Raw genomic sequence first — 23,904 nt, forward strand, 5'->3', positions numbered from 1 at the left:
ATTGTATCGTCATTATTTTATCTTCAATTATATTATACGCAAAGTTATCAGGTCAGTGCATATATTGTCGTATTTTGAAGTTAATAGTCTGATACTATTTTCAAATGATAAACCATTCATTCAAAAGCTCGGATTCTCCACCATCTATAGGAACGCGATAAAAATAATCGTTATTTTGCGTTTCCTCATTTACCTGCGCTATTGCTTCATAATAAAGATATCCGTCTCCCGGAACAAAATGAAGGATTCCCCAGTATTCATCCGCCTTCATCGCAGCAATCGTCTTCATTTCCCCGCTCCCATCAGCAGGAAGCATAACAATTTTGCCGGCGAGGGAAGCATATAACTTCCCCTTCTCGATGAGAAAAGAATAGTTGGCAGAGCCCGTAAAGCTTATCGGAAGTTCTCTCTCCACCTTGCCGCTTTCTCCACTCCGTACCTGCATCTGATATTCATAAGTTCGGTAATCATAGCCCTCCGGTTTCGTCACAAGTGTCAGGCAATAAAGCTTACCCTCGTAAAAAGAAACGCCGTCGATATATCCTACCTCATCCACCTGCGAATAAGCTGTCAATGTCTCATCCTTGCCGTTTTTTAAATAGATGCGGCCCAGTATATTCTTCTCCTCCGCCCCATCATAGCCATTATAGTACACATATCTTCCGTCATAGCCCAATATATTGTCGATACGATCGGTTTTTAATTCCTTTCGCTCTCCCGTGTTCAAATCCACATAGGCATAACGCATCCGGTAACTGTCATCATATTCATAGCCATAGAACAGCTTATCCCCCAGCAGCTTTTCATGCCCCATACCCGCGAGAAAAACATCCTTGGCCAGCACCTCCACATTACTGCCGTTCATGTCGGAACACTTTATGGAAAGCAACTCGTCCGTCACGCCCTCATAAGCCTCCTGCACCTTCTCCACATAGTAAATTTTATCCTCTTGAATCGTAAAAATGCTGCTCTGCTGGGGAATGCTCTCGCCGTATACTCCATTTACACCCCGGTACACCACTCCCTCGTAAGCGCACATGTTGGAAAAGCCTCTGGCTGAATAAAAAGAACTCTTCCCCCTATCCTCCGAAAATGTGTGCAGAACCCCGAATACGACCAGCACCAGCATCACCGTGACAGCGATGGCTGCCGATATCCATAGCTTTTTATTTATTTCTTTCATTCTTATTCTTCCACCGTGATATCGTATCCCGAAGCGAAGCTCTTTCCCTGCTGCACCTCGTTTCCCCATTTTCTTTCCTCTAAAGTCCCTGCAAAATCTGTGTGATCACAGATACCATTCCATGGCTCTATGCAGACGAAGGGTGCGTTTTTACCTGCCGGAGCCCACACTGCAACGACGGGCAAATCGAATTTCGTAGTGATATACGGCTTCTTGTCAGGGGTGAGGAGCGCTATTCTGTGAATCTGATAGTCTTCCATGATAATCGCATCCCTTTCGAACAATTCTTCCGAAATCGGCAGCAATCCATCCTGTAGCTTATAGCTTTGCTTCTCGCCGCTTACCAGACCGTCCTCTCCGATTGTAGTGCAGTTTATCTCATCTTCCTTATCAAATTTCAGAAAATATTCTTCCCGTTTTTCACCCCGGTTTATCGGACAATTAAAGGCAGGATGCCCTCCTATGGAAAAATAAAGCACTTCGGAAGAAGGATTCTCCACTCTCCATAGCACTTTCAGGGTCATATCCTCCAAGCGATAGCCTATTTTCAGCTGAAAAGAAAAAGGAAATTGCTTCTTTGTCTCTTCGTTCTCTTCGAACGTAAACCATAGCTCTGTAGATTCATGAGACACCAGTTTAAATTCCACATCCCTTACAAATCCATGCTTTTCCATCTTATATGTCTTATTGTCCAAACGATACTCGCCGTTTTTCAAACCGCCTACGAGAGGAAACAATGTGGGAGAAGTCCTTCCCCAGTAACGGGCATCTGCGCACCACATATATTCCTTTCCACTTTCCGATTTTCTAAGTGATTTCAGTTCTGCTCCACGGGAATCCACAGAGGCTGTTAGCCTCCCGTTACTTATTTCAAAAATTGCCATCTTCTTTTCTCCTTTTCCACTCCCTGATAAAACTTTTATTAACACAATTATAGTTTAAATTTTCTATTTTTACAATCCTGTAGCGTCCTTATCCACACAAATCATATTGCAGTTCAGCCTTCGGCCAGACTGCAACATGTATGCACACAAAATGCGATAAAACTGTATTTTGGTGCTGCATCCTTTTTCCTATTTTAACAAAAAGACAATCCACATGTTCGATTCACATGGATTGTCTTTTTCTCTCCTAGCCTACCTTATACCCCGTTCCCCACACTACCTTCAAATAATGAGGCTCCTTCGGATTACTCTCGATTTTCTCCCTGATATGCCTAATATGTACGGCGATGGTATTATCTGCACCGATGGCCTGCATATTCCAGATGGATTCATATATCTGATCAATGGAAAATACCCGTCCTCTATCCTGAACGAGCAGGCGCAGAATTTTGTATTCAATAGGTGTTAACTTCACTTCCCTGCCCACCACCGTCACTTTTCTTATAACATCATCAATCACCAGATCGTCTACCCGATAAATACGGTTGATATTCTCGCACATATTGGAAAGCTGAGTGTAACGCCTGAATTGGGAATTGATCCTCGCCATAAGCTCTAACGGGTGATACGGATTCAGGACGTAATCATCTGCGCCTGCACCCAGTGCCGCGATCTTCATTTGCTCCGTATCGTTAGTCGATAATACAATAATCGGCATTCTCTCTGCATTCCTAACACTTTTAAGCTTTTCGATCCCATCTCTTTTCGGAAAATCGATGTCCATGATTACAAGATGAATATCGCTGCTTTTTAGCCTTTGCACCACATCCTGCAGCGCGTTCATCACAATTACCTGATACCCCTCCTGTGCCAGAAAAATCTTGAGAACCTCCATGTTTGTCGTTGTCTGATTGTAAATCAATACATTTTTCATTTGGTTTCCTCCTCTCTAAAGGGCCTTATTCATACTGTTTCAAATCTATATTGTCCATAATCTTCTTTGCATCACTTTCCGTAAAGCCCAAAAAGTCAATATACACCTCATAGCTTCCTACGGTAATCGCTGCATGTATCTGCAATTTGTCGCTATCCTTTTCCTTTACCGAATCCACAAGCTTATAAGTATATACTCCCGACGTCGTGTACTCTCTTTCGTTGGTCACTCCTCCCGGAAATATTTTGGAAGATTCGTGCCCTTTAGTATCCGAGTAGTCGGTTCTTTCCATCCAAAGCACTTTATCGTCCGCCTCGTATCGAACCATCGCCCAGCTTCCACAAACTGTAACCTCCGTAGATACAACCTTTTTTCCTATACTTATAGACGGCTGAGGAAATATAATATCTTCATTCCTTATAAATTCTTCCCATGTAACATAATGGTATACAGGAACTTCGCCATTTTCCCAAAGCTGATTCTTCGCTGTGCCGTCGGTCTGTGCCATATTTCCTGACACAGGTTTTTCTGCTTTCGAGGAAGCGTTTGCCCCTCTGTCACCGCTTACGCTGTTGCCTGTTACCGAGTTGCATCTTTCCGAATCTCCTACTGTCGAAGCCGGGCTATCCGCTGCTGAATTACCGGTCACGGAATTGCCTGATACGCCGGCCATTTCAATATTCGCCTCATCCGCTGTCATTTGCATTTCCGCAGAAGCATTTTCACCGGCAATCTCTCCCGCGATAAAGCTTTCATCCTGAGATGAGACTAGCATTGGACTTTCTTTCTCTTTTTCCACCGCCTCCTCCACCACATAAGATCTGCTCTGGGCAGCTTCTCCCTTGGACATAGTGAAAGCGTCGCCGGATTCGAATCCCCATTCGTTCACCCGTATGACATTCTGGAAATATTCTGCCGCCTTTACGGAGCCGAAGCCACAGACAAAGATCACGCACATAGCAGAAAATGCTGTAGCTGTAGCTTTCTGTGCCCGTTTCACGACACGCCGCCTATGTCTGCTCTCATCCATACAGTTGGAAACATCAATATGAAATTCTTTTACATCCTGCATGGCCGACTGATAAGTACTTTTAAAATCATCCATACTGATACTCCTCCTTGAGATTCTTTCTAAGCAGCTCCCTGCCCCTTGTGAGCTGGGATGTTACAGTAGATTCTTTCCTCTCTGTAACAAGGCATATTTCCTTTATGCTCATTTCCTGAAAGTAAAACAAATGTATGACTTCCCGGTATTTTCTCGGAAGCCCTATCACCGCTTCCAGTACTTCTTTATTCTGCTCTCTTTGGAGTGCATCCCTTTCCATAAGGCTTTCCGAATTCTCCTCGCTATGCAATGCACTTTCCTTTTCCGGCATAACATCTGTATGGCGGTACCATGCGGAACGCCATACTTTCCGGCACCCGTTCAGCGTTACCTTGATCAGCCATGCCTTTTCATGCTCTGTCGACTCGAATACTTTATTCGTTTTAATAAACTGATAAAATGTCTCTTGTACGACATCCTCCGCGTCCTGATTGTTCCTAAGCTGTAAAAATGCTATTTTATACAGCATGTCGCTGTATAAGTTTATTTTCAACTGTAACGCTTCCGTGTCAGCTACCTTCGAAACAGACAATTTATCCCCTTTTTTCTTGTCCATATGTACGGTCTCTCATTTATACTTTCTATTTATTTTAGAGTTATCTTTCATCTTTCTTTTCTTATCATTCATCTATAATTAATATCCCACAGAAAACAAAAATACTGCAAAAAAATCAATTATTTTTTCCTTATTTTTTTTCTTAAGCTCATAATCATCAATACCTCCAATAGATTAGACGCTTTTCCATAAGAAAAAGTTGCAAAAATTTTAATTATTCACAAAATTTTCACAACTTTTTCTATCGAAGCAATATGCAGTTTTTGTAATTTCATATATTTTTCTTCCGCTTGCCCAAGCGGTCATCCATAATAGCCTCCCACTTTACGAAAGCAATCCAGCCCAGCGCGGCTCCGAAGCAGTTCAGCAGAATATCATCCACATCGAAAGCTCCGAAAGCGCTGAATAATTGGAAAACCTCGATTCCGAGCACGAAGATAAATGCATTTAAAAGAAGTATCAGGAAGCGCTTACAGCTTTCCTTCACATACGGAAGAAGAAACCCGAAGGGAACGAATACAGCCACATTTCCCACCAGATTTTCAAAACTATTGAGCATATACGAATAGTCGATATACATCCTTATGGTTTTGAACAATGTAAAGTTGGCAGTGTCCAAGCCCTCCAAAACGATTCCCTTGCGCCACGTTCCTGCAATCGCCATCAAATTTTCCCACGGATATTTGAATATGATAACCTTTATGACAATTGCAATATAAATAAAAAATACTATTTTAATATGTTTGGCATCCCAGCTCCTGAAATTCCAAACCTTGGATTTACTCACGAATAATGAACCTCCACCAGTGTAAGTCCCTTGGCAGGCACTAACATACCGGCTTCTTCCCGCCTTCCAGACGTTAAAAGCTCTTTGATCTGTGCCGCTTCTCTTTTGTGCATCCCTACCTCAAGCAAAGTTCCCATCATGATCCGTACCATATGATACAAAAAACCATTTCCTTTAAAGGTAAACCGGATTTCATCTCCAACTCTCGTGACAATTATTGCTTCTACAGTACGTACCGTAGATTTTTTTCCTTTTTTTGTGGAAGTAAAGGCTTTGTAATCGTGTGTTCCGCATAGAATATCCGCAGCCCGGCACATAGCCTCCATATCCAGCACTTCCGGTACCTCGTATACATATCTTCTGTCAAATATGTGCGGCACGCTGCTGTTTAGCACCCGGTAGCAATAGGTCTTGCCAGTGGCATTCAGCCTGCTGTGAAAACGCGCAGAAGCCTCCTGAGCCTGAATGACTGCGATATCCTCAGGAAGATACTCGTTCATGTAGCGCATGATTTCCTCCGGTGTCATATCCGTATCGATATGAAAATTGGCCGTTTGTCCCAGCGCATGAACTCCGGCATCGGTCCTTCCTGAACCGTTCACTTCCACCGGACTGCCGCACATCTTAGTAAGCAGTGCTTCCAGCCTGCCTTGAATCGTATTGCCGCCGCCCTCCTGCTTTTGCCAGCCTTGATATCGCGTTCCCTCATATTGAAGTATTACTTTTATATTGCGCAATTATGCGACCTCCCACGGATTTTCTTTCCCTTCCACGAATAGCTTACAACCCATAAGGGAATCTCTGATTACCGTTTCCACGCAGTCATCCGTATAAAAAGCCATGTGGTGCGTTACGGTAACATTCGGAAAACCTCGAAGTACGGAAAGTTCCCGATTATCCAAAGTGTCCGATTTTCTGTCATAATAATAAAGGCCGAATTCATTTTCCACAACATCCAATCCGGCAGCGCTGATCTTCCCAGATTCGATGCCGGAAATCAATGCCTCCGTATCGATAAGTCCTCCTCTGGCCGTATTGATGATTACCACTCCGTCCTTCATTTTACTAATGGTGCTTTTTCCTATCATATGATAGTTTTCCTCTGTCAGCGGAGCGTGCAAAGTAATGATATCCGCCTGCTGCCACAATTCCTCCAAGGATACGTAATCAGCCTCTTTTTTCACTTCTTCATTTTCATATAAGTCATACGCCAGCATTTTGCAGCCAAAACCGGACAAGCTGTGAATGACCGTTCTTCCGATTCTTCCTGTACCGATAATTCCTACTGTCAAATCCTTCAGTTCCCTTCCTTGAATCCCTTCCAGCGAAAAGTCCTGTATGCTGCCCCTTTGCAGAATGCGCTTCATCTTGCGGATGGACATAAGGATGAGCATGACCGTATAATCTGCCACCCCATGAGGCCCGTAAGGAGCATTCCCTACTCTGATTCCGAGGTTCTTTGCCGCTTCCATGTCTATATGGTCATAGCCTATGGTTCTCGTCGTCAGATAAGAAACTCCGTTTTCCTTCAAACCTGCAAGAAGCTCCTCTGTCATCTTGGAAGTAATGATATTCACACACTCGCTTCCATTTGCCAGAGAAATATTATCCATATCCGGTGCATCCTGACACAAGGTAAGTCCAATTCCTAATTCCTTCGCATACCGGAAGAACAGTTCTTCCTCATCGAATTCCCTGCAATTATACACTGTCACATTCATTTTCTATCACTTTCTCCTCCGCCCGTTTCTCCATGCTTCTTCAGCTTATCCCTCTGGCTTTCCTCATACTTCTTTACCGCGGACATATCCTCAGGCTCCAGCCTTCTGAAGTTATTAATGCTCGCCATCAGTATCTTCAGACTGTTAAGAGTGGTATCGAACACGCCCTCTTCGTACATATTTATAAAAATAATACCTACAGGCACTGCAATGATCATTCCCAGTACACCGCCTATCTTATAGCCTATAAACAGCAAAAACAAAGTGGGAAGTGGAGCTATACCGATGGAATCCCCTACGATCTTAGGCTGTATGATCTGTCTGGCAAGCTGTCCGACACACCAGATGATGAGAATCCCTACGGCCATTTTATAGTCCGCACCCAACATCTTAATAACAGCCCATGGTATAAGCACTGTTCCCGTTCCGAAAATCGGGAAAAAGTCTAACAGCGCAATGCCAAGCGCAATCAGCAGCACATAATCCACCTTCAATATCCACAGTCCGATGACCAAAAGCAGATACATCCATATCTCGATCTTAAACTGAGCCTTGAAATATCCTCCCACCGCACGCTTGAAGCTGCGTGACATCATATAATAACGGTATCTCACCGCCTCCGGCATGTGCTTTTTCATTTGTTCCGAAAGGAATTCTCTCTCCGCCACGAAAAAGTATGCGGACAAAAGGCACATGACCACACCGACGATTGCCGTAGGCAAATGCCTTGCAAAGTTTCCCAGGGCTTCTATGGTGGGCGTTCCCGCCTGACTCACCAAATTCCCTACATAACCGTCCATCTCTTCACCGATGCTTTCCACGGAAGTACGGATTTCCTCCGGCAGTCTGCTGTAAAAAATATCCAAATTCTTACTGTTCGCTTTAAAATCGTTCTCAATATCGTCCCAGATATCAGGCAGAGCATTTATCAGCCCTACCGTTTCTTCAGCGATCTTGGCTCCTATAACATAACCGCCTAAAATAACAAGAGCAATAACAGATATGATGACGAACGCAGTCCCAGCCTTCCTCTTTATCTTAAGCTTCTCCTCGAAAAAGCGAACGATAGGATTTGCAATCATAGCGATGATCCAGCCGACCACAAACGGCATGAAAAATACAAGCACTCTGGGGACAAGCAATATGAGTAAAAGCGCAGTTATCACTGCTATTCCCAGATTCATAAGTACCTTTAAATATGTCTTCGTTGTCGGTTTCATATGAACACCTCTCTTGCCGATAGAGTTTTACCTATAGTCTCTTTGCCGCACTTTACTCCGAACGCTCTGCATCCAGAAGGCCATCCAGCAATTCATAAACTTCTTCTCTTCCCTGCTTCGTCTGTGCAGAATAAGGTATCACTACGGTATCCCAATCCGCCTGAAGCCCTTCCTTTACCATTTTAACATGTTTTTGTATCTGACTTCTATTTATTTTATCTAATTTTGTCGCGATAATAATCGGTTTATATCCCTGATTTAATATCCAGTCATACATTATCCTGTCGTTTTGCGACGGTTCATGCCGAATATCGATTAGAAGAAAGACTGCCCGCAGCATCTTGCTGTTCTTCAGGTAATTCTCTATCATCTTTCCCCACTGCGCTTTCACCTCTTCGTTCGCTTTGGCATAGCCATAACCGGGTAAATCCACAAAGTATAACTCATCATTAATATTATAAAAATTAATAGTTTGTGTCTTTCCCGGCTGCGCACTCGTTCTCGCTAACGACTTTCTGTTCATAAGGCCGTTAATCAATGAAGATTTCCCCACGTTGCTCTTACCGGAAAAAGCCACCTCCATATGAACATTGTCCGGCAGCTTGCTGGTAATGCCGCAAACGGTTTCCAAACCGACATTTTTTATTATCATTCCTTCTTTCCTTTCCCTATGTGGCTATCTGCATTTACAAGGGCATATGAGAGAACCTCTCCCATGTTTTCCACAAAATGTATGGAAAGCCCCGATTTGATTTCCCCTGCGATTTCCTCCACATCCTTCTCATTCTTCTTCGGTACCAGCACGGTCTTGATACCTGCTGTCTTCGCAGCCAGAATCTTCTCCTTCAGGCCTCCAATGGGAAGCACGCGCCCCCTTAAGGTAATTTCGCCCGTCATAGCTACCTGTGCTTTCACCGGTATATTGGTTATGGCCGACAGAATCGCTGTAGCCATCGTGATGCCTGCACTTGGTCCATCCTTGGGAACAGCGCCTTCAGGGATATGGATATGAAAATCATTCTTTTTAAATGTATCCTGCGGTATCTTATAATCCTTGCTGACAGAACGCACATAACTCATACCGGTGATAGCTGACTCCTTCATAACATCTCCCATTTGACCAGTTAAGTCAATCTCTCCCTTTCCCGGCATCATATTGACTTCTATCTGCAAAGTTTCACCACCTACACTGGTCCATGCCAGACCTCGTACAATTCCTATCTCATCCTTATCGTTCGCCTTATCCGAAGTGTATTTTTCCTTCCCCAGATATTTCTCCAGCTTGGATACTGTTACCTTAATGCTGGTCTTATTTTGCTGGAGAATCTCTCTGGCCGCTTTTCTGCATATACTGCCTATCTTACGTTCCAGCTCACGGACGCCCGCTTCCCTCGTATAGCCTTCGATAATACGCTTTAGGGCGCTGTCGCTTATTATTAGCTGTTCCTTTTTCAGACCATTCTTCTCGAGCTGCTTCGCGGTCAGATGCTCTTTGGCAATATGGAATTTCTCATTAGCGGTATAGCTGGTCACCTCGATGATTTCCATACGGTCCAGAAGCGGTCTGGGAATCTGCGCCAGAGAATTAGCTGTGGCAATGAATAGTACTTCCGATAAATCCACCGGAACCTCCACATAATGGTCGCGAAACTTATTATTCTGCTCCGCATCCAGCACTTCCAGCAACGCAGAGGAAGTATCTCCCTTATAATCGCTGCTCACCTTGTCGATTTCATCCAAAAGCATCAGGGGATTCTTCACTCCGGCCTGCCTAAGTCCCGCAATGATGCGTCCCGGCATTGCCCCCACATAGGTTCTTCTGTGTCCTCTGATTTCCGCCTCGTCCCTTACACCACCAAGCGAAATGCGCACGTATTTTTTGTTCATCGCTTCGGCCACGCTTTTCGCTATAGAAGTCTTGCCGGTACCCGGCGGTCCTGCCAGACAGATGATGGGAGTCTGTCCCTGCTTCGTAAGACAACGTACTGCAAGGGATTCCAGAATCCTTTCTTTTACCTGCTCAAGGCCGTAATGGTCCCTCTTTAGTATCTCCTCAGCCTTAGTTAAGTCCGTGTTATCCTTGGACTTCTTCTCCCATGGAAGGTCCAGCAGCGTTTCAATATATCCCCGTTCTACGGAGCTTTCCGAGCTGTTCTGCGAAAGACTTTTAAACCTCGATATTTCTTTTCGAATCTTATCCTTCACCTCTTTATCAGCCTTCAGCTTTTCTAACTCCTCTTCGAACTGACTCGCGTCAGAAAAAGAATTGCCCTCTCCAAGCTCTTCTTTAATGAACTGCATCTGTTCTCTTAACAGGTATTCCTTCTGGTTCTTTTCCACCCGCCCTTTTATACGCTCCGTCAGCTCCGTTCGCACCTTGGCAATTTCAGTTTCATTGGCTAATATGGAAGAGAGCGTATCGAAGCGTTCCTCCAGATCAACCGCCGACAGCACCGACTGCTTTTTGTCGAAGCTAAGGGGCATATTGATTGTAAGCTGATCCAAAAGCTGCCCCAAACCGGTAATATCGTTGAGATGTCGCTCTAAGGAAACGCCCGTCTTAGGATAAAAAAGAGCATATCCCTCGAACAAATCCTTAATCTGGCGCACCATCGCCTCTTCCTGCACCGTTCCTTTAAGCTCCTCCGGCTCTTCCATCACTTCTATCGCACCTTCCAGATAATCCTCTCTGTCTGCAAAGGATATAAGCCTTCCTCTGGATATGCCTTCTACCATCACTCTAACAATATTATTAGGCACCTTTATAATCTGCTTGACAAGGGCTATAGTTCCCACCGGATATACGTGCTCATAACCGGGGTCCTCCGCCTGCATGTCCTTTTGCGTAACGAGGAATATCCTCTGGTCCTGCGTCATCGCTTCCTCCACCGCCAGAATCGATTTCTTCCGGCTAAGGTCGAAATGAATGATCGCTCCGGGCAGAATAGTCATCCCCCGAAGCGCCACTGCCGGCAGCTTTTCTTCTATGTTCAAAACACTTTGCGTTATACGTTCTTTATCCATTCTTTTCATCATTCCCGTGTGTTTTATTTCGTGTTCATTTAAACTTGAACAAAAGTGTGTTTCTCCCACTCTCGCAGCCAAATACTTCGGCAGCACAGCTTTTGTTCCGCGCGCGTAGCTGCGCATCTATCTTTCTATAATAGGAGCACTTCCTTATTATAGAACAAAACGCCGCCCTATCAAGGCGGCGTTAAAATATCATGCCATAATAACATTACAAATATATAGCATTGATATTACATAGCATAGGCAGATATTATTTAGCCGGACGCATCGCTTCCCGATGAATGATCAGCGGTTCGCTCGTTCCATCCACTGCACCCTTTGTTATGACACATTCTACAATCGTATCATCGGAAGGTATCCGGTACATAACATCCATCATAACGTTTTCCATAATGGAACGTAAGCCCCTTGCCCCGGTCTTTCGCTCGAATGCCTTATCTGCAATCGCGTCGATGGCATCCTGCTCAAAAGTAAGCTTTACGCTGTCAAAACCAAACAGCTTTTGGTACTGTTTGATGAGGGCGCTCTTAGGCTCCTTTAAAATACGAACGAGAGCTTCCCTATCCAATCCCTGCAAAGATACATTGATCGGAACACGTCCTACAAATTCGGGAATCAATCCGAACTTTACCAAATCCTGAGGAGTCACTTCCTTTAACAGCACTCCTATGTCTTTCGTGCTCTTAGTCGAAATCTCCGCATTAAAACCTATCGCACTGCGGTCGAGACGGGACTCCACAATCTTCTCCAGACCGTCAAAGGCTCCGCCGCAAATGAACAGAATATTGGTGGTATCTACCTGAATGAGCTCCTGATGAGGATGCTTTCTTCCTCCCTGAGGAGGCACACTGGCAACAGTACCTTCCACAATCTTAAGAAGTGCCTGCTGCACGCCTTCGCCGGATACGTCTCTCGTAATAGATACGTTCTCGCTCTTTTTCGTAATCTTATCTATTTCATCAATATATACAATACCATACTGCGCACGTTCCACATCATAGTCAGCCGCCTGTATTAACTTCAAAAGTATATTCTCAACGTCTTCACCCACATAACCTGCCTCGGTAAGTGTGGTCGCGTCTGCGATTGCAAACGGTACGTTGATAATCTTAGCTAAAGTCTGCGCCAGAAAAGTCTTGCCTGAGCCGGTAGGCCCTATCATGATAATATTGCTCTTCTGAAGCTCCACGTCATCATTATCTCTGGGAGCTGTTACTCTTTTATAATGATTATATACGGAGACGGCAAGAACCTTCTTTGCTTCTTCCTGTCCGATAACGTAATCGTCCAGAAACTCTTTGATTTCTACCGGTTTGAGCAAATTGATATCCATTTCTTCGTCTACCGGTTCTTCTTCATATTCTTCTTCAATAATATCCGCACAAATCTCCACGCACTCATCACAAATATAAACTCCTGCGGGGCCTGCGATCAGCTTTTTGACCTGATCCTGCGACTTATTACAGAAAGAACATTTGATATCGTCGGAATTCTTTCCTGCCATTGTTAACTCCCTGTTTTTATAGATTATTAATTATTTTCCAAACTGGCATGGTTCTCGATAATCTTATCGATCAAGCCATATGCTTTGGCTTCCTCTGCCGTTTTCCAGTTATCTCTTTCGGTATCTGCCAGAACAACCTCATAATCCTGACCCGTGTTCTGCGCCATAAGTTTTGCCATCTTCTCTTTCGTCGCGAGGATATGCTTTGCGGTAATCTCGATCTCCGTCGCCTGACCCTGCGCGCCGCCTAACGGCTGATGAATCATGACTTCTGCGTTGGGAAGAGCCATTCTCTTGCCCTTAGCACCGCCTGCAAGGAGAAATGCTCCCATGCTGGCCGCCATACCTACACAAACGGTAGACACATCGCATTTAATATAATTCATCGTATCGTAAATCGCCATACCCGCAGTAATGGAACCGCCCGGGCTGTTAATATACAAATGTATGTCTTTTTCAGGATCTTCCGATTCCAAAAACAACAACTGTGCAACGACTATACTGGCGGAAACATCATTCACTTCCTCGCCCAAAAAAATAATTCTGTCTTTTAAAAGTCTTGAATAAATATCGTAGGATCTTTCGCCCCTGCTCGTTTGTTCAATGACATAAGGCACTAAACTCATTTTAATTCCTCCTAGCCTGATCCGTTATTTCTCTGTCAGAGATGTTTTAATCATAATTCACACGATTTGTTTTTGCAATAAAACAGGCACTGAATTAAGAGAATTTTAATTGTTTTATAAAGTTTTTATGCTTTACTTTTCCTTCGCATTTTCCACGACAAAATCTACGGCCTTCTGAATAGCGAGATCTTTCATAACTTGAGCTTTTTCCTTCTCACCGAGCATCTCTCTTACTTTTTCAGCTTCCATCTGATATGCTTCAGCCATTTTCTCCGATTCCTTTACGTATTCTTCTTCGGAAACTTCAATCTTCTCTTTTTCCACTACGGCTTCGAGCACCAGTCTGGACTTGATTCTCTTCTCCGCCTGAGGCTTAACCTGCTCTAAAAGCATCTCGTAATTAGAGCCGGTGAACTGGAAGTACTGCTCCATGGAAAGGCCCTGCATCTGCATTCTCTGTGCGAAATCATCCACTGTCTGTCTCTGCTGCGTGGTTATCATAGCTTCAGGAATCTCCATATCGGAATCGTTAATAATCTCATCGATTACCGCTTCTTCCTTCGCATTCTTAGCATCTTTTTCCTTCTTCTCTACAAGATTTTTCTTTATATCTTCCTTGTACTCCGCCAGAGTCTCGAATTCGGATACTTCTCCCGCGAATTCATCGTCTAATTCAGGCAGCTCTTTTTCTTTGATTTCTTTTACCGTACATTTGAATACGGCAACTTTCCCTTTCAGTTCTTCCGCCTGATAATCTTCAGGGAAGGTAACGTTTACTTCTACTTCTTTGCCAAGCTCTGCTCCTACAAGCTGCTCCTCGAAGCCGGGGATAAATGCACCCGAACCTATAGTGAGAGGATAATTCTCTCCCTTGCCGCCTTCGAAAGCAACGTCATCTACAAAGCCTTCGAAATCGATAACAGTCATATCGCCGTCTTTTACCGCTCTATCGGTCACGTTAATATTTCTTGCGTTTCTTTCTCTTTCTTTATCGATTTCCGCAGTTATTTCTTCCTCGGTAACCTCTGCGTCCACCTTGTCAATCTTTACGCCTTTGTATTTGCCAAGCTTCACTTCCGGCTTCAATGCAACCTCTGCCGTGAAGATAAAAGGCTTTCCGGCTTCGATCTGCACTACCTCAATCTTCGGAGAGGATACGATTTCTTCCTCACACTCGTCAAATGCCTTCTCATATGCTTCGGGAATCAATGCGTTAGCAGCATCTTCGTAGAAAATCTCCTTGCCATACATCTTCTCCACCATCGGACGAGGCACTTTGCCCTTTCGAAAGCCCGGGACGCTGATGCTGTTTCTATTCTTTTTATAAGCACCTTCTATCGCCTTTTCCAATTCTTCAGCAGAAACTTCTATCGTAAGTTTTGCCATGTTCTTTTCCAATTTTTCTACTTGTAAGCTCATTAAGTGATTTCCTCCTACTTATTATATAAATGGTCATGTCCATTAATTCATTGACTTTTGTAAAAAAGTACACAATCACAGTCATTTTACGATTATATCACATCGATTCCAAAAATACCAGTATTTATTCGAAAAAACAACCCGCCTGATTTACAGGCGGGTCGTCTTTACCTCTTATCGATATTTCTTATTGGCACTACTTACTTCTCTACGTTATTTCATCTGCTCTTCTTGCTTCTGGATCATTCTACGAACCATCTCGCCGCCGATAGAACCGGCATCCTTAGACGTCAAATCACCATTGTAACCCTGTTTCAGGTTAACACCTAATTCAGAAGCAACTTCTGTTTTGAAGCGATCCATAGCTGCCTTAGCTTCAGGAACCTCTACTCTATTAGACTTGCTACTTGCCATCTTAATTCACCTCCACTTTACTGTTTCTAGCTTTCCGCTATCTATATTTGAGATAAGCACTTCTGTTCTCTGCTTACCTCAAATGCGTTTCCGTATTCGAACCAAGCACGAACTTAATTACTTATCTTGATGTTAGTATTTACGAAGATGAATTAATTATGAAGGTAAGTTTTGGAAAAAAAATTGATTCATTAAAGCAATTTTAATAAGGCCCGAATATCTGCACTCTCTGTTGCCCAGCCCGTAGCGATGCGGACTACCGTATGTTTTTCGTCATAAACCTCCCAGAAGCCAAAAGACACTTTTTCCTTCAGTTCTTCGATCTTTTTATTTTCCATAATAAGAAACTGCTGGTTGGTGGGCGATTCGAAGAAAAGCTCATAGCCCTTTTCCTTAAGCCCTGCCTTCAATTCGCGGGCTCTTTCAATCGCTCTGCGGGAAATCTTCATATATAAATCGTCCGTAAAAAGTGTATCGAACTGAAGTCCCAGAAGTCTTCCCTTGGCCAGCAGACCGCCATGCTGTTTGATTGTTGTAAAAAAGTGAGGAACGAGCTTTGTATTGGTAAATACCAGTGCTTCCCCAAAAAGGGCGCCTACCTTTGTTCCTCCGATGTAAAATGCCTCGCAGCACCTTGCAATATCACTAAGTGTCACGTCCGTATTATCCGCGGCCAGCCCGTAACCTAACCTCGCTCCGTCAATATACATTGGAATATGATACCTTTTGCAGACCTCATGCAGTCCTTCCAGCTCCGCTTTCGTATAAATGGCTCCATATTCCGTGGGATGTGACACATATAGCATTCCCGGTATCACCATATGGGGCCAATTCGCATCCTGATAAAACCTCGCCAAATAATCTTCCACTGTCTTCGTCTTAAGCTTGCCCCTCTCATGAGGGAGCGCCAATACCTTGTGGCCGCCCGCTTCTATCGCTCCGGACTCATGAACGCTGATATGTCCGCATTCTGCGGCCAAAACGCCTTCATAGCCCCGTAATATCCCGTCGATTGCTGTCCGGTTAGTCTGCGTTCCCCCCATAAGGAAAAAAACTTCTGCCTCCGGCGCATTGCAGGCCTTTTTTATTTTTTCCTTCGCACTGTTACTATATTCATCCGTTCCATACCCGGGCGTCTGTTCCATGTTGGTTTCCATCAGCCTCTTCATGATAGCAGGATGTGCACCCTCCATATAATCGCTGTCAAAATGAAGCATTATTCTCTTCCTTCTTCCTATGCTTACTTATTTAATCCGCACTTTTCTGTCAAATATTGTATAACATCTTTTCTCGTGATGATTCCAATGAAGCACCGTTTATCATCAATAACCGGCACGAAATTCTGATTCATGACTTTGCTTATCAAATCTTCAATATCAGCATCCGCCTCCACCGGTTCATTATCCCTCTTTCTCTTTATCGAAAGAATAGGAATATCCTCCGCCTTTTTGAGTGTCAGATCATACCGCTCCTTTATATCCCAAAGCAGGTCGCCTTCCGTTATCGTCCCTATATATTTCCCATCCACATGGTCGATAACAGGTATTGCGGTATATCTGTGATGCTCCATCTTTTCTAATGTCTGTCTTAAAGTGTCGTCGTCATAAAGATAAGCGACCTCATTTTTCGGTGTTAAAAAAAATAGTATATTCATAAACGTTTCTCCAGAAGTTGTACCCGTCAATAATGTTCGTAAACTATTTTATCCGCAAGCGCTCTTGCCGCATCTTCTCCCCGAAGCTTTTTCACTATGGCAAGTCCGAAGTCTATGGAGCAGCCCATGCCCCTGGAGGTTATGATATTATCCGCAATTTCAGCCGGATTTTTCGTTACGTTAGCACCCTCAAGGTGACTTTCATAGTCGGGAAAGGAGCAGGCATTCTTTCCCTTCAGCATTCCTCTATGCCCTAAAATACTGGGAGCTGCGCAGATCGCGGCGATATCCTTTCCTTCTTTATAGAATGCGTCTATTCGATTCATCAATGCCGTGTGCGCCTCCAGATGCTTCGTTCCGGCGCCTCCCGGAAGGATAAGCATCGTAACCTCGCTAAAATCCACGTCTTCAAATAATTTATCCATCTTCACAGTTATTCCGTGAGAACCCATCACGTCCATTTCTCCGGTTATAGAAATCAACTCCGTATCGATTCCCGCCCTCCGCAACAGGTCCACTGCCGTGAGCGCTTCTATTTCCTCAAATCCCGCCGCGAAAAATATACATACTTTATCCATTTCATTTCCTTTCCGTCCGTTTTATTTTGCCAAAAACGGACTGGCTATATTTATGCCATATCTATTTTACCACTCCTTTCTGTTTTTTTAAAGTCATCTGTTTTTTAAGTCATCTGTTTTTCTCATTTAATACCATCGTTTGACAAGGGATCACATGGTCGGATAAGGGCAAATCTTATTCTTCAGGGAGTGTAAGACCTTGTCAATCAATGGTATGTGCTCTTATTATCAAAATCATAGGTTATATTGCAAAAAATTATTTTATCTACTAGAATAATTATATCAGGAAGGGAGCGATTTGTATGAAAATACTCAAAATAGCATTTGGCGGTGCACTGGCAATTATATTGGCAACTTTGTTAAAACTGGAATACAGCACTGCGGCGGGCATTATTACACTCCTTACCATTCAAGATACCACCAAAGAAACCATACACATTTCTTTAAAAAGAGTTGTGGCTTTTTGCATTGCAACTTTACTTTCCTTTGGTCTTTTTAACTTAATTGGATATCATGCAATTTCCTTTGGTCTTTTTCTTCTTGTATTCGTATGGATTTGTTATACGTTTCAATTACAAGACGCTATTGCAATGAATGCAGTCTTGGCCACTCATTATTTAGTTTCTTACCATATGCCGCTTTCTCTTATTCAAAACGAATTTCTCTTATTATTCATCGGGGCAGGTATTGGAACACTTCTTAATCTCTTTATGCCGGATAAAGTTAAACACATAAGAAATACACAGGCTGTACTGGAATCAGATTTAAGAACAGTATTATCCATAATGTCTGAAAACCTTTTAAAAGAATCAAAGGAAGATTATACCGGAGAATGCTTCCACACTCTCGAATCTCATATTGAAAAAGGCCTGAAGGATGCCTATGATAATATGAATAATACTCTTACCAGAGATGCAAAGTATTTCATTGATTACATGCAGATGCGAAAACAGCAATGTCAAGTACTCCGGAATATTTACCAGAAAATTAAGACGCTGGATTATGTCCCAGAACAAGCAAAAGATATTGCAAACTTTATTGACCGTATTGGAATAAGTTTAGAAGAAACCAATAACGCCGCTGCTTTACTTTTGGAATGCAAGACATTATTTCAAAAATTTCAAGCGAGTGATTTGCCTTCTACACGGCAAGAATTTGAATCCAGAGCAGTACTCTATATGCTCTTAAAGGATTTTGAATATTTTTTGCAAATTAAGCAAGATTTTGCTGCTTCTCTCTCCAGTGAGCAAAAGAAAAATTATTGGAAAACTGTATCGTGATGATATTCCGTTTCTTCTTTTATCGATTAAGTCATATTGGAACCTCCTTATACCCTTAGGGATATCTGTATGAAATATTACTAGATAAATCGGAGAAAATATCAATAAGCTGCTTTTCATTGAAAAGCAAGCAGTAGTATAATAAACAAATAATCCCCAAGAAAGGAATAGATACTATAATGAACGGCATGGAAATCGAAAGAAAATTCACCATAAAGAAACTGCCCGATAACCTAAGCTCTTACCCGTCCCATCATATCGAGCAAGCTTATCTGAATGTAAATCCCGTCGTCCGGGTCAGGAAACAGGACGAAGAATATTATCTGACCTATAAAGGAAAAGGACTCCTTGCAAGGGAGGAATACAATCTTCCCTTAAACAAAGAATCCTACTATCATATGCGCAAAAAATGCGACGGTAATATAATATCAAAACGAAGATATTTAATTCCCATCGATGGCTCTTCACTTACCATCGAGCTGGACATCTTCGATGCCCCCCATGCTCCTCTCATTATCGCCGAGGTGGAGTTCTCCTCGGAGGAGGAAGCGAAATCCTTTCTTCCGCCTGAGTGGCTCGGGGAGGACGTGACCTACGATCATAGATACCATAATTCCAACTTGATTTAGCCCTTAGCCGTTCCAGTTGATTCCCGCACGATCAGCTCCGCCGGAAATACGATGTGCTCATAAGATTTGCGTCCGGCAATGATATCGAACAGCAGCTTGATGGTGGTCTTCGCCATATCCTTAACCGGCTGCCTTACGGTAGTAATTGCCGGATTGTAATATTTTCCAACATCGATTCCGTCGTAGCCCGCAACCGAAACATCCTCCGGTATTCTCATTCCTGCTTCCAAAAGCGCCCGGCATGCACCCACCGCCAATATATCCGCGGTAGCGAATACTGCAGTGAATTTTTCTCCGGATTCGACGAGCTTTTTTGCTGTAATATATCCATTTTCCATGGAATAATGCTCAATGTCATCCTCAACCTGGCGCACCAGCCTCTCGTTGAAGGCAATACCGGCCTCCGAAAGAGCGTCCTTATAACCCTCCAGACGGAGCTGTCCGATGCTGTTAATTTCAGATTCCGCCGACAGAATCGCTATGTTCCTATGCCCCAGACCGATAAGGTGAGCGGTCATAGCATAGCTTTCTTTTCTATCGTCCACCGCTATGCTGGAATATAGAACCCTGCTGATATTCTCCGGCACAGCAGTTCCTATGGTACTGAATATGTAAGGTACCCTAAGATTCTCTATCTTCTCCTGTGAATGGAGGAAATACCCCCCCAGAAAAATAATTCCGCGAAGCCTCTTTTCCTTCACCAGTTCTAAGGCAACATCCACCTCATCCTCATAATACTCAACATGCTTAAGCACGAGAGAATACTTTTTCTTCTGCGTCTCTTCTTCAATTACCTTGATCATATCGGAAAAAAGCGGATTCGTAATACCTTTTACGAGCACCGCAATGCTTTTTGCATCGATTCTTTTCAAATTTCTCGCGCTGTTATTCGGAACAAAGCCCGTAGCCTTTATCACATCCATAATCATGTTCTTCGTCTCCGGATTGATGTCCGGATGATTATTGATGGCTCTGGAAACCGTACTGATGCCTACTCCGCACTGCTTTGCAATATCCTTTATCGTAATTTCAGGCATGATACATCCCTCCATATTTCTCCCATATTTGCCCCCCTGATACTTACGGATTGTCACATGAAACACATGACCTCCTGACCCTGGTATCATATTATAACACAGGATATAAATAGCCAGGAATACTCAACAAATATCCCTGACTATCACAGCGTCTCGTCGCCTAAATTCTTCCGTATAGCTTTGTCATCTTCCGAATTCTTTCCGCCAGCTCGTCGTCAAGCTGATCCGGAAGCAGCCGCCATTTCCAATTATCACCCAAGGTGGAGGGCGTATTGAGTCTCGCCTCCGAGCCAAGGCCCAGATAATCCTGAACCGGAATGATCGCCGTGTCCGCAACGCTGGCTAACGCGGCGCGGATAAAGTCCCAATGTATATCCTTTTTCGTCTTGATGTTCAAATACCGCTTGGCAAAGTTCTTATCTCTTCTGTTAAAGGTGGTATACCAGCCCACCGTCGTATCGTTATCGTGAGTTCCCGTATAAACTACGGAATTGCTTGTGTAGTTATGGGGAAGATAGTCACTTTCCTCTCTTGAATCGAAAGCGAATTGCAATATCTTCATTCCAGGATAACCAGTCTTTTTTACCAGCTTGATAACACTTGGCGTAAGGAATCCCAAATCCTCCGCAATCACAGGCTTGTTGCCAAGCTTCGCCTTTATGACCTTGAAAATATCGTAGCCCGGTCCCTTCTTCCACTCTCCGAACTCTGCGGTAGGGTCGCCGTAGGGAATGGCATAATATTCGTCGAAACCTCTGAAATGATCGATCCTCACCACATCATACAGCTCATAACAATAGGTAATCCGGCGCACCCACCATTCATAGTCCGTCTTTTCGTGGTATTCCCATTCATAAAGGGGGTTCCCCCACAACTGCCCGGTAGCGGAAAAAGCGTCCGGCGGACAGCCTGCCACTCCGATAGGCGTACAAGTACCATCCAACTGAAACAATTCCGGATTAGCCCATGTATCCGCACTGTCAAAAGCTACATAAATAGGAATATCGCCTATAATGCTTATATTTTTCTTATTGGCATATTCTTTCAGTGCAAACCACTGCTTTGCAAAAAGGAATTGCTGGAATTCATAGAACTCCACCTCCTCCGCATATTTTTCCCCGTAAGCCTTCATAGCGGAAGTCTTTCGCAGCTTTATATCCTCATCCCATTCTATCCAGCTTACTCCTTTGAAAGAATTCTTTACTGCCATATAAAGTGCATAATCGAAGAGCCAGTATTCATTTTCCTTCTTGAATTCCTGAAACTCCACATTCTTTGCTATCTTGCTTTTCTTGTATGCCTTTTTCAATATCTTCGACCGCGACAGGTAGATTTTTTCATAATCAACATACATGTCATCGCTTCTGAAATCGCACGCCTCGCAGTCTTCTTCGGTAATCCAGCCCTCCTTAACGAGATTCTCCAAATCTATGTAATACGGATTTCCTGCAAAAGTAGAAAAGGATTGATATGGAGAGTCTCCATACCCTGTAGGACCAAGGGGAAGTATCTGCCAATATTTCTGCCCTGCCTTTTCCAAAAAATCGACGAACTCGTACGCCTGCTTAGAAAACGTACCGATGCCGTACTTAGACGGAATGCTCGATATCGGTAATAAAATGCCACCTTTTCTCATAGTTCCTCCCATTAGCCCTTCACCGCTCCGGCTACAACGCCTTCGATAATGTATTTCTGACATGTCAGATAGAATATAACAATCGGAATAATCGACAATACCAGCATTGCCATGAGCGCTCCCATGTCCTTATTTCCGTTAGAGCCCACAAGCATCTGTACAACTACCGGAATCGTCTTATACTGCGTACTGATACCGATTACCAAATAAGGCAGAAGGAAGTCGTTCCATATCCACATCGCATTTAAAATAGCTACTGTAATCGCCGTAGGTTTAAGTATCGGGAAGACCACTCCAAAAAATGTCTGCAACGGATTGCAGCCGTCAATCATGGCCGCCTCTTCTATTTCTAACGGAATGGATTTCACGAAGCCCGCGAACATGAAGACGGACAAGCCCGCCCCGAAGCCCAGATACAACAGGCACATTCCCAGAGGATTTCTTAAATGAAACTTATCCGCAAGGCTGGTCATCGTAAACATAACCATCTGAAAGGGCACGATCATGGAAAACACGAACATGTAATAAAGAATCGTGGAATATTTGGATTTTACCCTCGTGATGTAATATGCGGTCATGGAGGTGAACAGTATGATCAATCCGACGGAAATGATCGTGATGAAGAAAGACCAGCCGATGGCCTTGAAAAGCCCCGTCTTAATCAAACCATTCACATAATTTGTAATTCCTACAAAGGTCTCCGAATTGGGAAGGGAGAAAGGGTCCTTACTGATAAAAAACTTTCCCTTAAAGGAGTTATTCAAAATAAACAGCAGGGGATAAAGTATAGCAACTGTCAAAACGCATAACAACACGAAAAATATTTTATTGGAGAATCTGCTCTTTGCCGATGTCATCAATGCTCTACCTCCTTACTTCTCGTAAACGATAACTGCACTAACGCGATAAGCGCCACTATGACAAAAAATATTACTGCCTTCGCCTGGCCAACGCCTTCATACCCGGTCTTACCATAGAAGGTCTCGTAAATGTTCAGCGCCAGCATCTGTGTCTTTTTCATCGGTGCTCCGTTAGTAAGCGCTTTATTCTGATCGAACAGCTTAAAGCTGTTTGACAATGTTAAAAACATGCAAATCGTAATAGAAGACATTACCATGGGAATCTTAACCTTGATCAAGGTCTGCCATGGTGTCGCTCCGTCAATTTTAGCTGCTTCTACCAAATCTCCCGGCACGTTTTGAAGGCCGGCAATGTAGATAATCATCATATAACCTATCATCTGCCAATTCATAAGGAGCACTAAGCCCCAGAAGCCGTAAGTAGCGCTGGATACGATCGTCGTTTCATATTTATATAAAATAGCATTAATCATCTGCTGCCATGTATAGCCGAGTACAATACCGCCGATTAAGTTCGGCATAAAAAATACGGTTCTGAATATATTCGTTCCTTTGATTTTTCTCGTAAGTAGTAACGCAATCGCAAATGCGAATAAATTAATCGTCAGTACACTTATTACCGTAAATGCCACCGTAAAACCTAAAGCACTTGTAAATCCCTGTCCGCTGGAGAAGGCCGTTTTATAATTGTCAAACCCTACCCATTTCGCATTACTTACCGTGGTGAATTTACAAAAAGACAAATACACGCCCTGCACGAAAGGAATAATAAAGGCAAACGCAAAGGCTATCACCGTAGGAAGGGTAAATATCAAAAAATATTTTTTTAATGTCTTTTCCATAGTCC

The 23,904-nt window shown here is 43.5% G+C and carries 24 protein-coding genes; 2 read left to right on the forward strand and 22 right to left on the reverse strand.

The window, feature by feature from the left end; genetic code table 11:
- Positions 1-100 precede the first annotated feature (100 nt).
- The 18 genes from CC90_RS0120950 to CC90_RS0121035 all read right to left on the reverse strand — a co-directional run bounded on the left by CC90_RS0120950 (position 101) and on the right by CC90_RS0121035 (position 17,615).
- Complete coding sequence (locus CC90_RS0120950; protein WP_132038557.1) at positions 101-1,252, reverse strand: hypothetical protein; 1,152 nt, start codon at positions 1,250-1,252, stop codon at positions 101-103.
- Positions 1,186-2,067, reverse strand: coding sequence for an aldose 1-epimerase family protein (locus CC90_RS0120955; RefSeq protein WP_031392671.1), 882 nt, complete (start codon positions 2,065-2,067; stop codon positions 1,186-1,188). The genes CC90_RS0120950 and CC90_RS0120955 overlap by 67 nt, the downstream gene beginning before the upstream one ends.
- A 247-nt stretch (positions 2,068-2,314) precedes the next feature.
- On the reverse strand, positions 2,315-3,001 hold the full coding sequence (locus tag CC90_RS0120960) for a response regulator transcription factor (RefSeq protein ID WP_031392672.1): 687 nt from the start codon (positions 2,999-3,001) through the stop codon (positions 2,315-2,317).
- Positions 3,002-3,026: 25 nt separating this feature from the next.
- Complete coding sequence (locus tag CC90_RS0120965) at positions 3,027-4,106, reverse strand: hypothetical protein (RefSeq protein WP_031392673.1); 1,080 nt, start codon at positions 4,104-4,106, stop codon at positions 3,027-3,029.
- A complete protein-coding gene (locus CC90_RS0120970; RefSeq protein ID WP_051869935.1) occupies positions 4,099-4,662 on the reverse strand; it encodes an RNA polymerase sigma factor in 564 nt (187 codons plus the stop codon). Before CC90_RS0120970 ends, CC90_RS0120965 begins: the two co-directional genes overlap by 8 nt.
- Positions 4,663-4,933: 271 nt before the next feature.
- Positions 4,934-5,449: a VanZ family protein gene (locus CC90_RS23480; RefSeq protein WP_051869936.1), complete on the reverse strand. Its 516-nt coding sequence runs from the start codon at positions 5,447-5,449 to the stop codon at positions 4,934-4,936.
- Positions 5,446-6,186 carry a tRNA pseudouridine(38-40) synthase TruA gene (truA, locus tag CC90_RS0120980; protein ID WP_031392676.1) on the reverse strand — a complete coding sequence of 247 codons (741 nt, stop codon included), beginning with the start codon at positions 6,184-6,186 and terminating at the stop codon, positions 5,446-5,448. Before truA ends, CC90_RS23480 begins: the two co-directional genes overlap by 4 nt.
- On the reverse strand, positions 6,187-7,170 hold the full coding sequence (locus CC90_RS0120985; RefSeq protein WP_031392677.1) for a D-isomer specific 2-hydroxyacid dehydrogenase family protein: 984 nt from the start codon (positions 7,168-7,170) through the stop codon (positions 6,187-6,189).
- Positions 7,167-8,390 carry a sporulation integral membrane protein YtvI gene (gene ytvI, locus CC90_RS0120990; RefSeq protein ID WP_051869937.1) on the reverse strand — a complete coding sequence of 408 codons (1,224 nt, stop codon included), beginning with the start codon at positions 8,388-8,390 and terminating at the stop codon, positions 7,167-7,169. Before ytvI ends, CC90_RS0120985 begins: the two co-directional genes overlap by 4 nt.
- Before the next feature lie 52 nt (positions 8,391-8,442).
- A complete protein-coding gene (gene yihA / locus CC90_RS0120995) occupies positions 8,443-9,042 on the reverse strand; it encodes a ribosome biogenesis GTP-binding protein YihA/YsxC (RefSeq protein WP_031392679.1) in 600 nt (199 codons plus the stop codon).
- The gene (gene lon, locus CC90_RS0121000; protein WP_051869979.1) at positions 9,039-11,414 is read right to left on the reverse strand and encodes an endopeptidase La; all 2,376 of its coding nucleotides are present in this window, start codon (positions 11,412-11,414) and stop codon (positions 9,039-9,041) included. The genes yihA and lon overlap by 4 nt, the downstream gene beginning before the upstream one ends.
- Before the next feature lie 256 nt (positions 11,415-11,670).
- On the reverse strand, positions 11,671-12,924 hold the full coding sequence (gene clpX / locus CC90_RS0121005) for an ATP-dependent Clp protease ATP-binding subunit ClpX (RefSeq protein ID WP_031392681.1): 1,254 nt from the start codon (positions 12,922-12,924) through the stop codon (positions 11,671-11,673).
- Between the two features lie 26 nt (positions 12,925-12,950).
- Positions 12,951-13,550, reverse strand: coding sequence for an ATP-dependent Clp endopeptidase proteolytic subunit ClpP (gene clpP, locus CC90_RS0121010; RefSeq protein WP_031392682.1), 600 nt, complete (start codon positions 13,548-13,550; stop codon positions 12,951-12,953).
- A 132-nt stretch (positions 13,551-13,682) separates the two neighbouring features.
- Positions 13,683-14,969, reverse strand: coding sequence for a trigger factor (gene tig, locus CC90_RS0121015; RefSeq protein ID WP_031392683.1), 1,287 nt, complete (start codon positions 14,967-14,969; stop codon positions 13,683-13,685).
- Between the two features lie 213 nt (positions 14,970-15,182).
- Entirely contained in the window at positions 15,183-15,383 is a 201-nt protein-coding gene (locus tag CC90_RS0121020; RefSeq protein ID WP_031392684.1) for an alpha/beta-type small acid-soluble spore protein, read from the reverse strand.
- A gap of 191 nt (positions 15,384-15,574) precedes the next feature.
- A complete protein-coding gene (locus tag CC90_RS0121025) occupies positions 15,575-16,600 on the reverse strand; it encodes a threonine aldolase family protein (protein WP_031392685.1) in 1,026 nt (341 codons plus the stop codon).
- A gap of 23 nt (positions 16,601-16,623) precedes the next feature.
- The gene (locus tag CC90_RS0121030; protein WP_031392686.1) at positions 16,624-17,037 is read right to left on the reverse strand and encodes a CBS domain-containing protein; all 414 of its coding nucleotides are present in this window, start codon (positions 17,035-17,037) and stop codon (positions 16,624-16,626) included.
- A 26-nt stretch (positions 17,038-17,063) separates the two neighbouring features.
- Positions 17,064-17,615, reverse strand: a complete 552-nt coding sequence (locus CC90_RS0121035; protein WP_031392687.1) for a DJ-1 family glyoxalase III — start codon at positions 17,613-17,615, stop codon at positions 17,064-17,066.
- A gap of 302 nt (positions 17,616-17,917) precedes the next feature.
- Here CC90_RS0121035 and CC90_RS0121040 point away from each other — a divergent pair, with 302 nt between their 5' ends.
- Both CC90_RS0121040 and CC90_RS0121045 read left to right on the forward strand, forming a co-directional pair.
- Positions 17,918-18,895, forward strand: a complete 978-nt coding sequence (locus CC90_RS0121040; protein ID WP_031392688.1) for an aromatic acid exporter family protein — start codon at positions 17,918-17,920, stop codon at positions 18,893-18,895.
- A 188-nt stretch (positions 18,896-19,083) separates the two neighbouring features.
- Positions 19,084-19,524: a CYTH domain-containing protein gene (locus CC90_RS0121045; RefSeq protein WP_031392689.1), complete on the forward strand. Its 441-nt coding sequence runs from the start codon at positions 19,084-19,086 to the stop codon at positions 19,522-19,524.
- Here the strand turns inward: CC90_RS0121045 and CC90_RS0121050 are convergent.
- The 4 genes from CC90_RS0121050 to CC90_RS0121065 form a co-directional block, all read right to left on the reverse strand.
- Positions 19,521-20,561, reverse strand: a complete 1,041-nt coding sequence (locus tag CC90_RS0121050) for a LacI family DNA-binding transcriptional regulator (RefSeq protein ID WP_031392690.1) — start codon at positions 20,559-20,561, stop codon at positions 19,521-19,523. The genes CC90_RS0121045 and CC90_RS0121050 overlap by 4 nt on opposite strands.
- 160 nt (positions 20,562-20,721) lie before the next feature.
- Complete coding sequence (malQ, locus tag CC90_RS0121055) at positions 20,722-22,197, reverse strand: 4-alpha-glucanotransferase (protein WP_031392691.1); 1,476 nt, start codon at positions 22,195-22,197, stop codon at positions 20,722-20,724.
- A gap of 11 nt (positions 22,198-22,208) precedes the next feature.
- Complete coding sequence (locus tag CC90_RS0121060) at positions 22,209-23,054, reverse strand: carbohydrate ABC transporter permease (RefSeq protein WP_031392692.1); 846 nt, start codon at positions 23,052-23,054, stop codon at positions 22,209-22,211.
- On the reverse strand, positions 23,054-23,899 hold the full coding sequence (locus CC90_RS0121065; protein ID WP_031392693.1) for a carbohydrate ABC transporter permease: 846 nt from the start codon (positions 23,897-23,899) through the stop codon (positions 23,054-23,056). The genes CC90_RS0121060 and CC90_RS0121065 overlap by 1 nt, the downstream gene beginning before the upstream one ends.
- Positions 23,900-23,904: the final 5 nt, after the last annotated feature.

This window comes from Kineothrix alysoides, from assembly GCF_000732725.1.
Lineage (GTDB): Bacteria > Bacillota > Clostridia > Lachnospirales > Lachnospiraceae > Kineothrix > Kineothrix alysoides.

Bases quoted from the DNA above. Each gene is read 5' to 3' on its own strand.
- CC90_RS0120950 (WP_132038557.1), bottom strand. From the start codon at position 1,252: ATGGGGAAACGAGGTGCAGCAGGGAAAGAGCTTCGCTTCGGGATACGA.
- CC90_RS0120955 (WP_031392671.1), bottom strand. From the start codon at position 2,067: ATGGCAATTTTTGAAATAAGTAACGGGAGGCTAACAGCCTCTGTGGAT.
- CC90_RS0120960 (WP_031392672.1), bottom strand. From the start codon at position 3,001: ATGAAAAATGTATTGATTTACAATCAGACAACGACAAACATGGAGGTT.
- CC90_RS0120965 (WP_031392673.1), bottom strand. From the start codon at position 4,106: ATGGATGATTTTAAAAGTACTTATCAGTCGGCCATGCAGGATGTAAAA.
- CC90_RS0120970 (WP_051869935.1), bottom strand. From the start codon at position 4,662: ATGGACAAGAAAAAAGGGGATAAATTGTCTGTTTCGAAGGTAGCTGAC.
- CC90_RS0120985 (WP_031392677.1), bottom strand. From the start codon at position 7,170: ATGAATGTGACAGTGTATAATTGCAGGGAATTCGATGAGGAAGAACTG.
- ytvI (WP_051869937.1), bottom strand. From the start codon at position 8,390: ATGAAACCGACAACGAAGACATATTTAAAGGTACTTATGAATCTGGGA.
- yihA (WP_031392679.1), bottom strand. From the start codon at position 9,042: ATGATAATAAAAAATGTCGGTTTGGAAACCGTTTGCGGCATTACCAGC.
- lon (WP_051869979.1), bottom strand. From the start codon at position 11,414: ATGGATAAAGAACGTATAACGCAAAGTGTTTTGAACATAGAAGAAAAG.
- clpX (WP_031392681.1), bottom strand. From the start codon at position 12,924: ATGGCAGGAAAGAATTCCGACGATATCAAATGTTCTTTCTGTAATAAG.
- clpP (WP_031392682.1), bottom strand. From the start codon at position 13,550: ATGAGTTTAGTGCCTTATGTCATTGAACAAACGAGCAGGGGCGAAAGA.
- tig (WP_031392683.1), bottom strand. From the start codon at position 14,969: ATGAGCTTACAAGTAGAAAAATTGGAAAAGAACATGGCAAAACTTACG.
- CC90_RS0121020 (WP_031392684.1), bottom strand. From the start codon at position 15,383: ATGGCAAGTAGCAAGTCTAATAGAGTAGAGGTTCCTGAAGCTAAGGCA.
- CC90_RS0121025 (WP_031392685.1), bottom strand. From the start codon at position 16,600: ATGCTTCATTTTGACAGCGATTATATGGAGGGTGCACATCCTGCTATC.
- CC90_RS0121030 (WP_031392686.1), bottom strand. From the start codon at position 17,037: ATGAATATACTATTTTTTTTAACACCGAAAAATGAGGTCGCTTATCTT.
- CC90_RS0121035 (WP_031392687.1), bottom strand. From the start codon at position 17,615: ATGGATAAAGTATGTATATTTTTCGCGGCGGGATTTGAGGAAATAGAA.
- CC90_RS0121040 (WP_031392688.1), top strand. From the start codon at position 17,918: ATGAAAATACTCAAAATAGCATTTGGCGGTGCACTGGCAATTATATTG.
- CC90_RS0121045 (WP_031392689.1), top strand. From the start codon at position 19,084: ATGGAAATCGAAAGAAAATTCACCATAAAGAAACTGCCCGATAACCTA.
- CC90_RS0121050 (WP_031392690.1), bottom strand. From the start codon at position 20,561: ATGCCTGAAATTACGATAAAGGATATTGCAAAGCAGTGCGGAGTAGGC.
- malQ (WP_031392691.1), bottom strand. From the start codon at position 22,197: ATGAGAAAAGGTGGCATTTTATTACCGATATCGAGCATTCCGTCTAAG.
- CC90_RS0121060 (WP_031392692.1), bottom strand. From the start codon at position 23,054: ATGACATCGGCAAAGAGCAGATTCTCCAATAAAATATTTTTCGTGTTG.
- CC90_RS0121065 (WP_031392693.1), bottom strand. From the start codon at position 23,899: ATGGAAAAGACATTAAAAAAATATTTTTTGATATTTACCCTTCCTACG.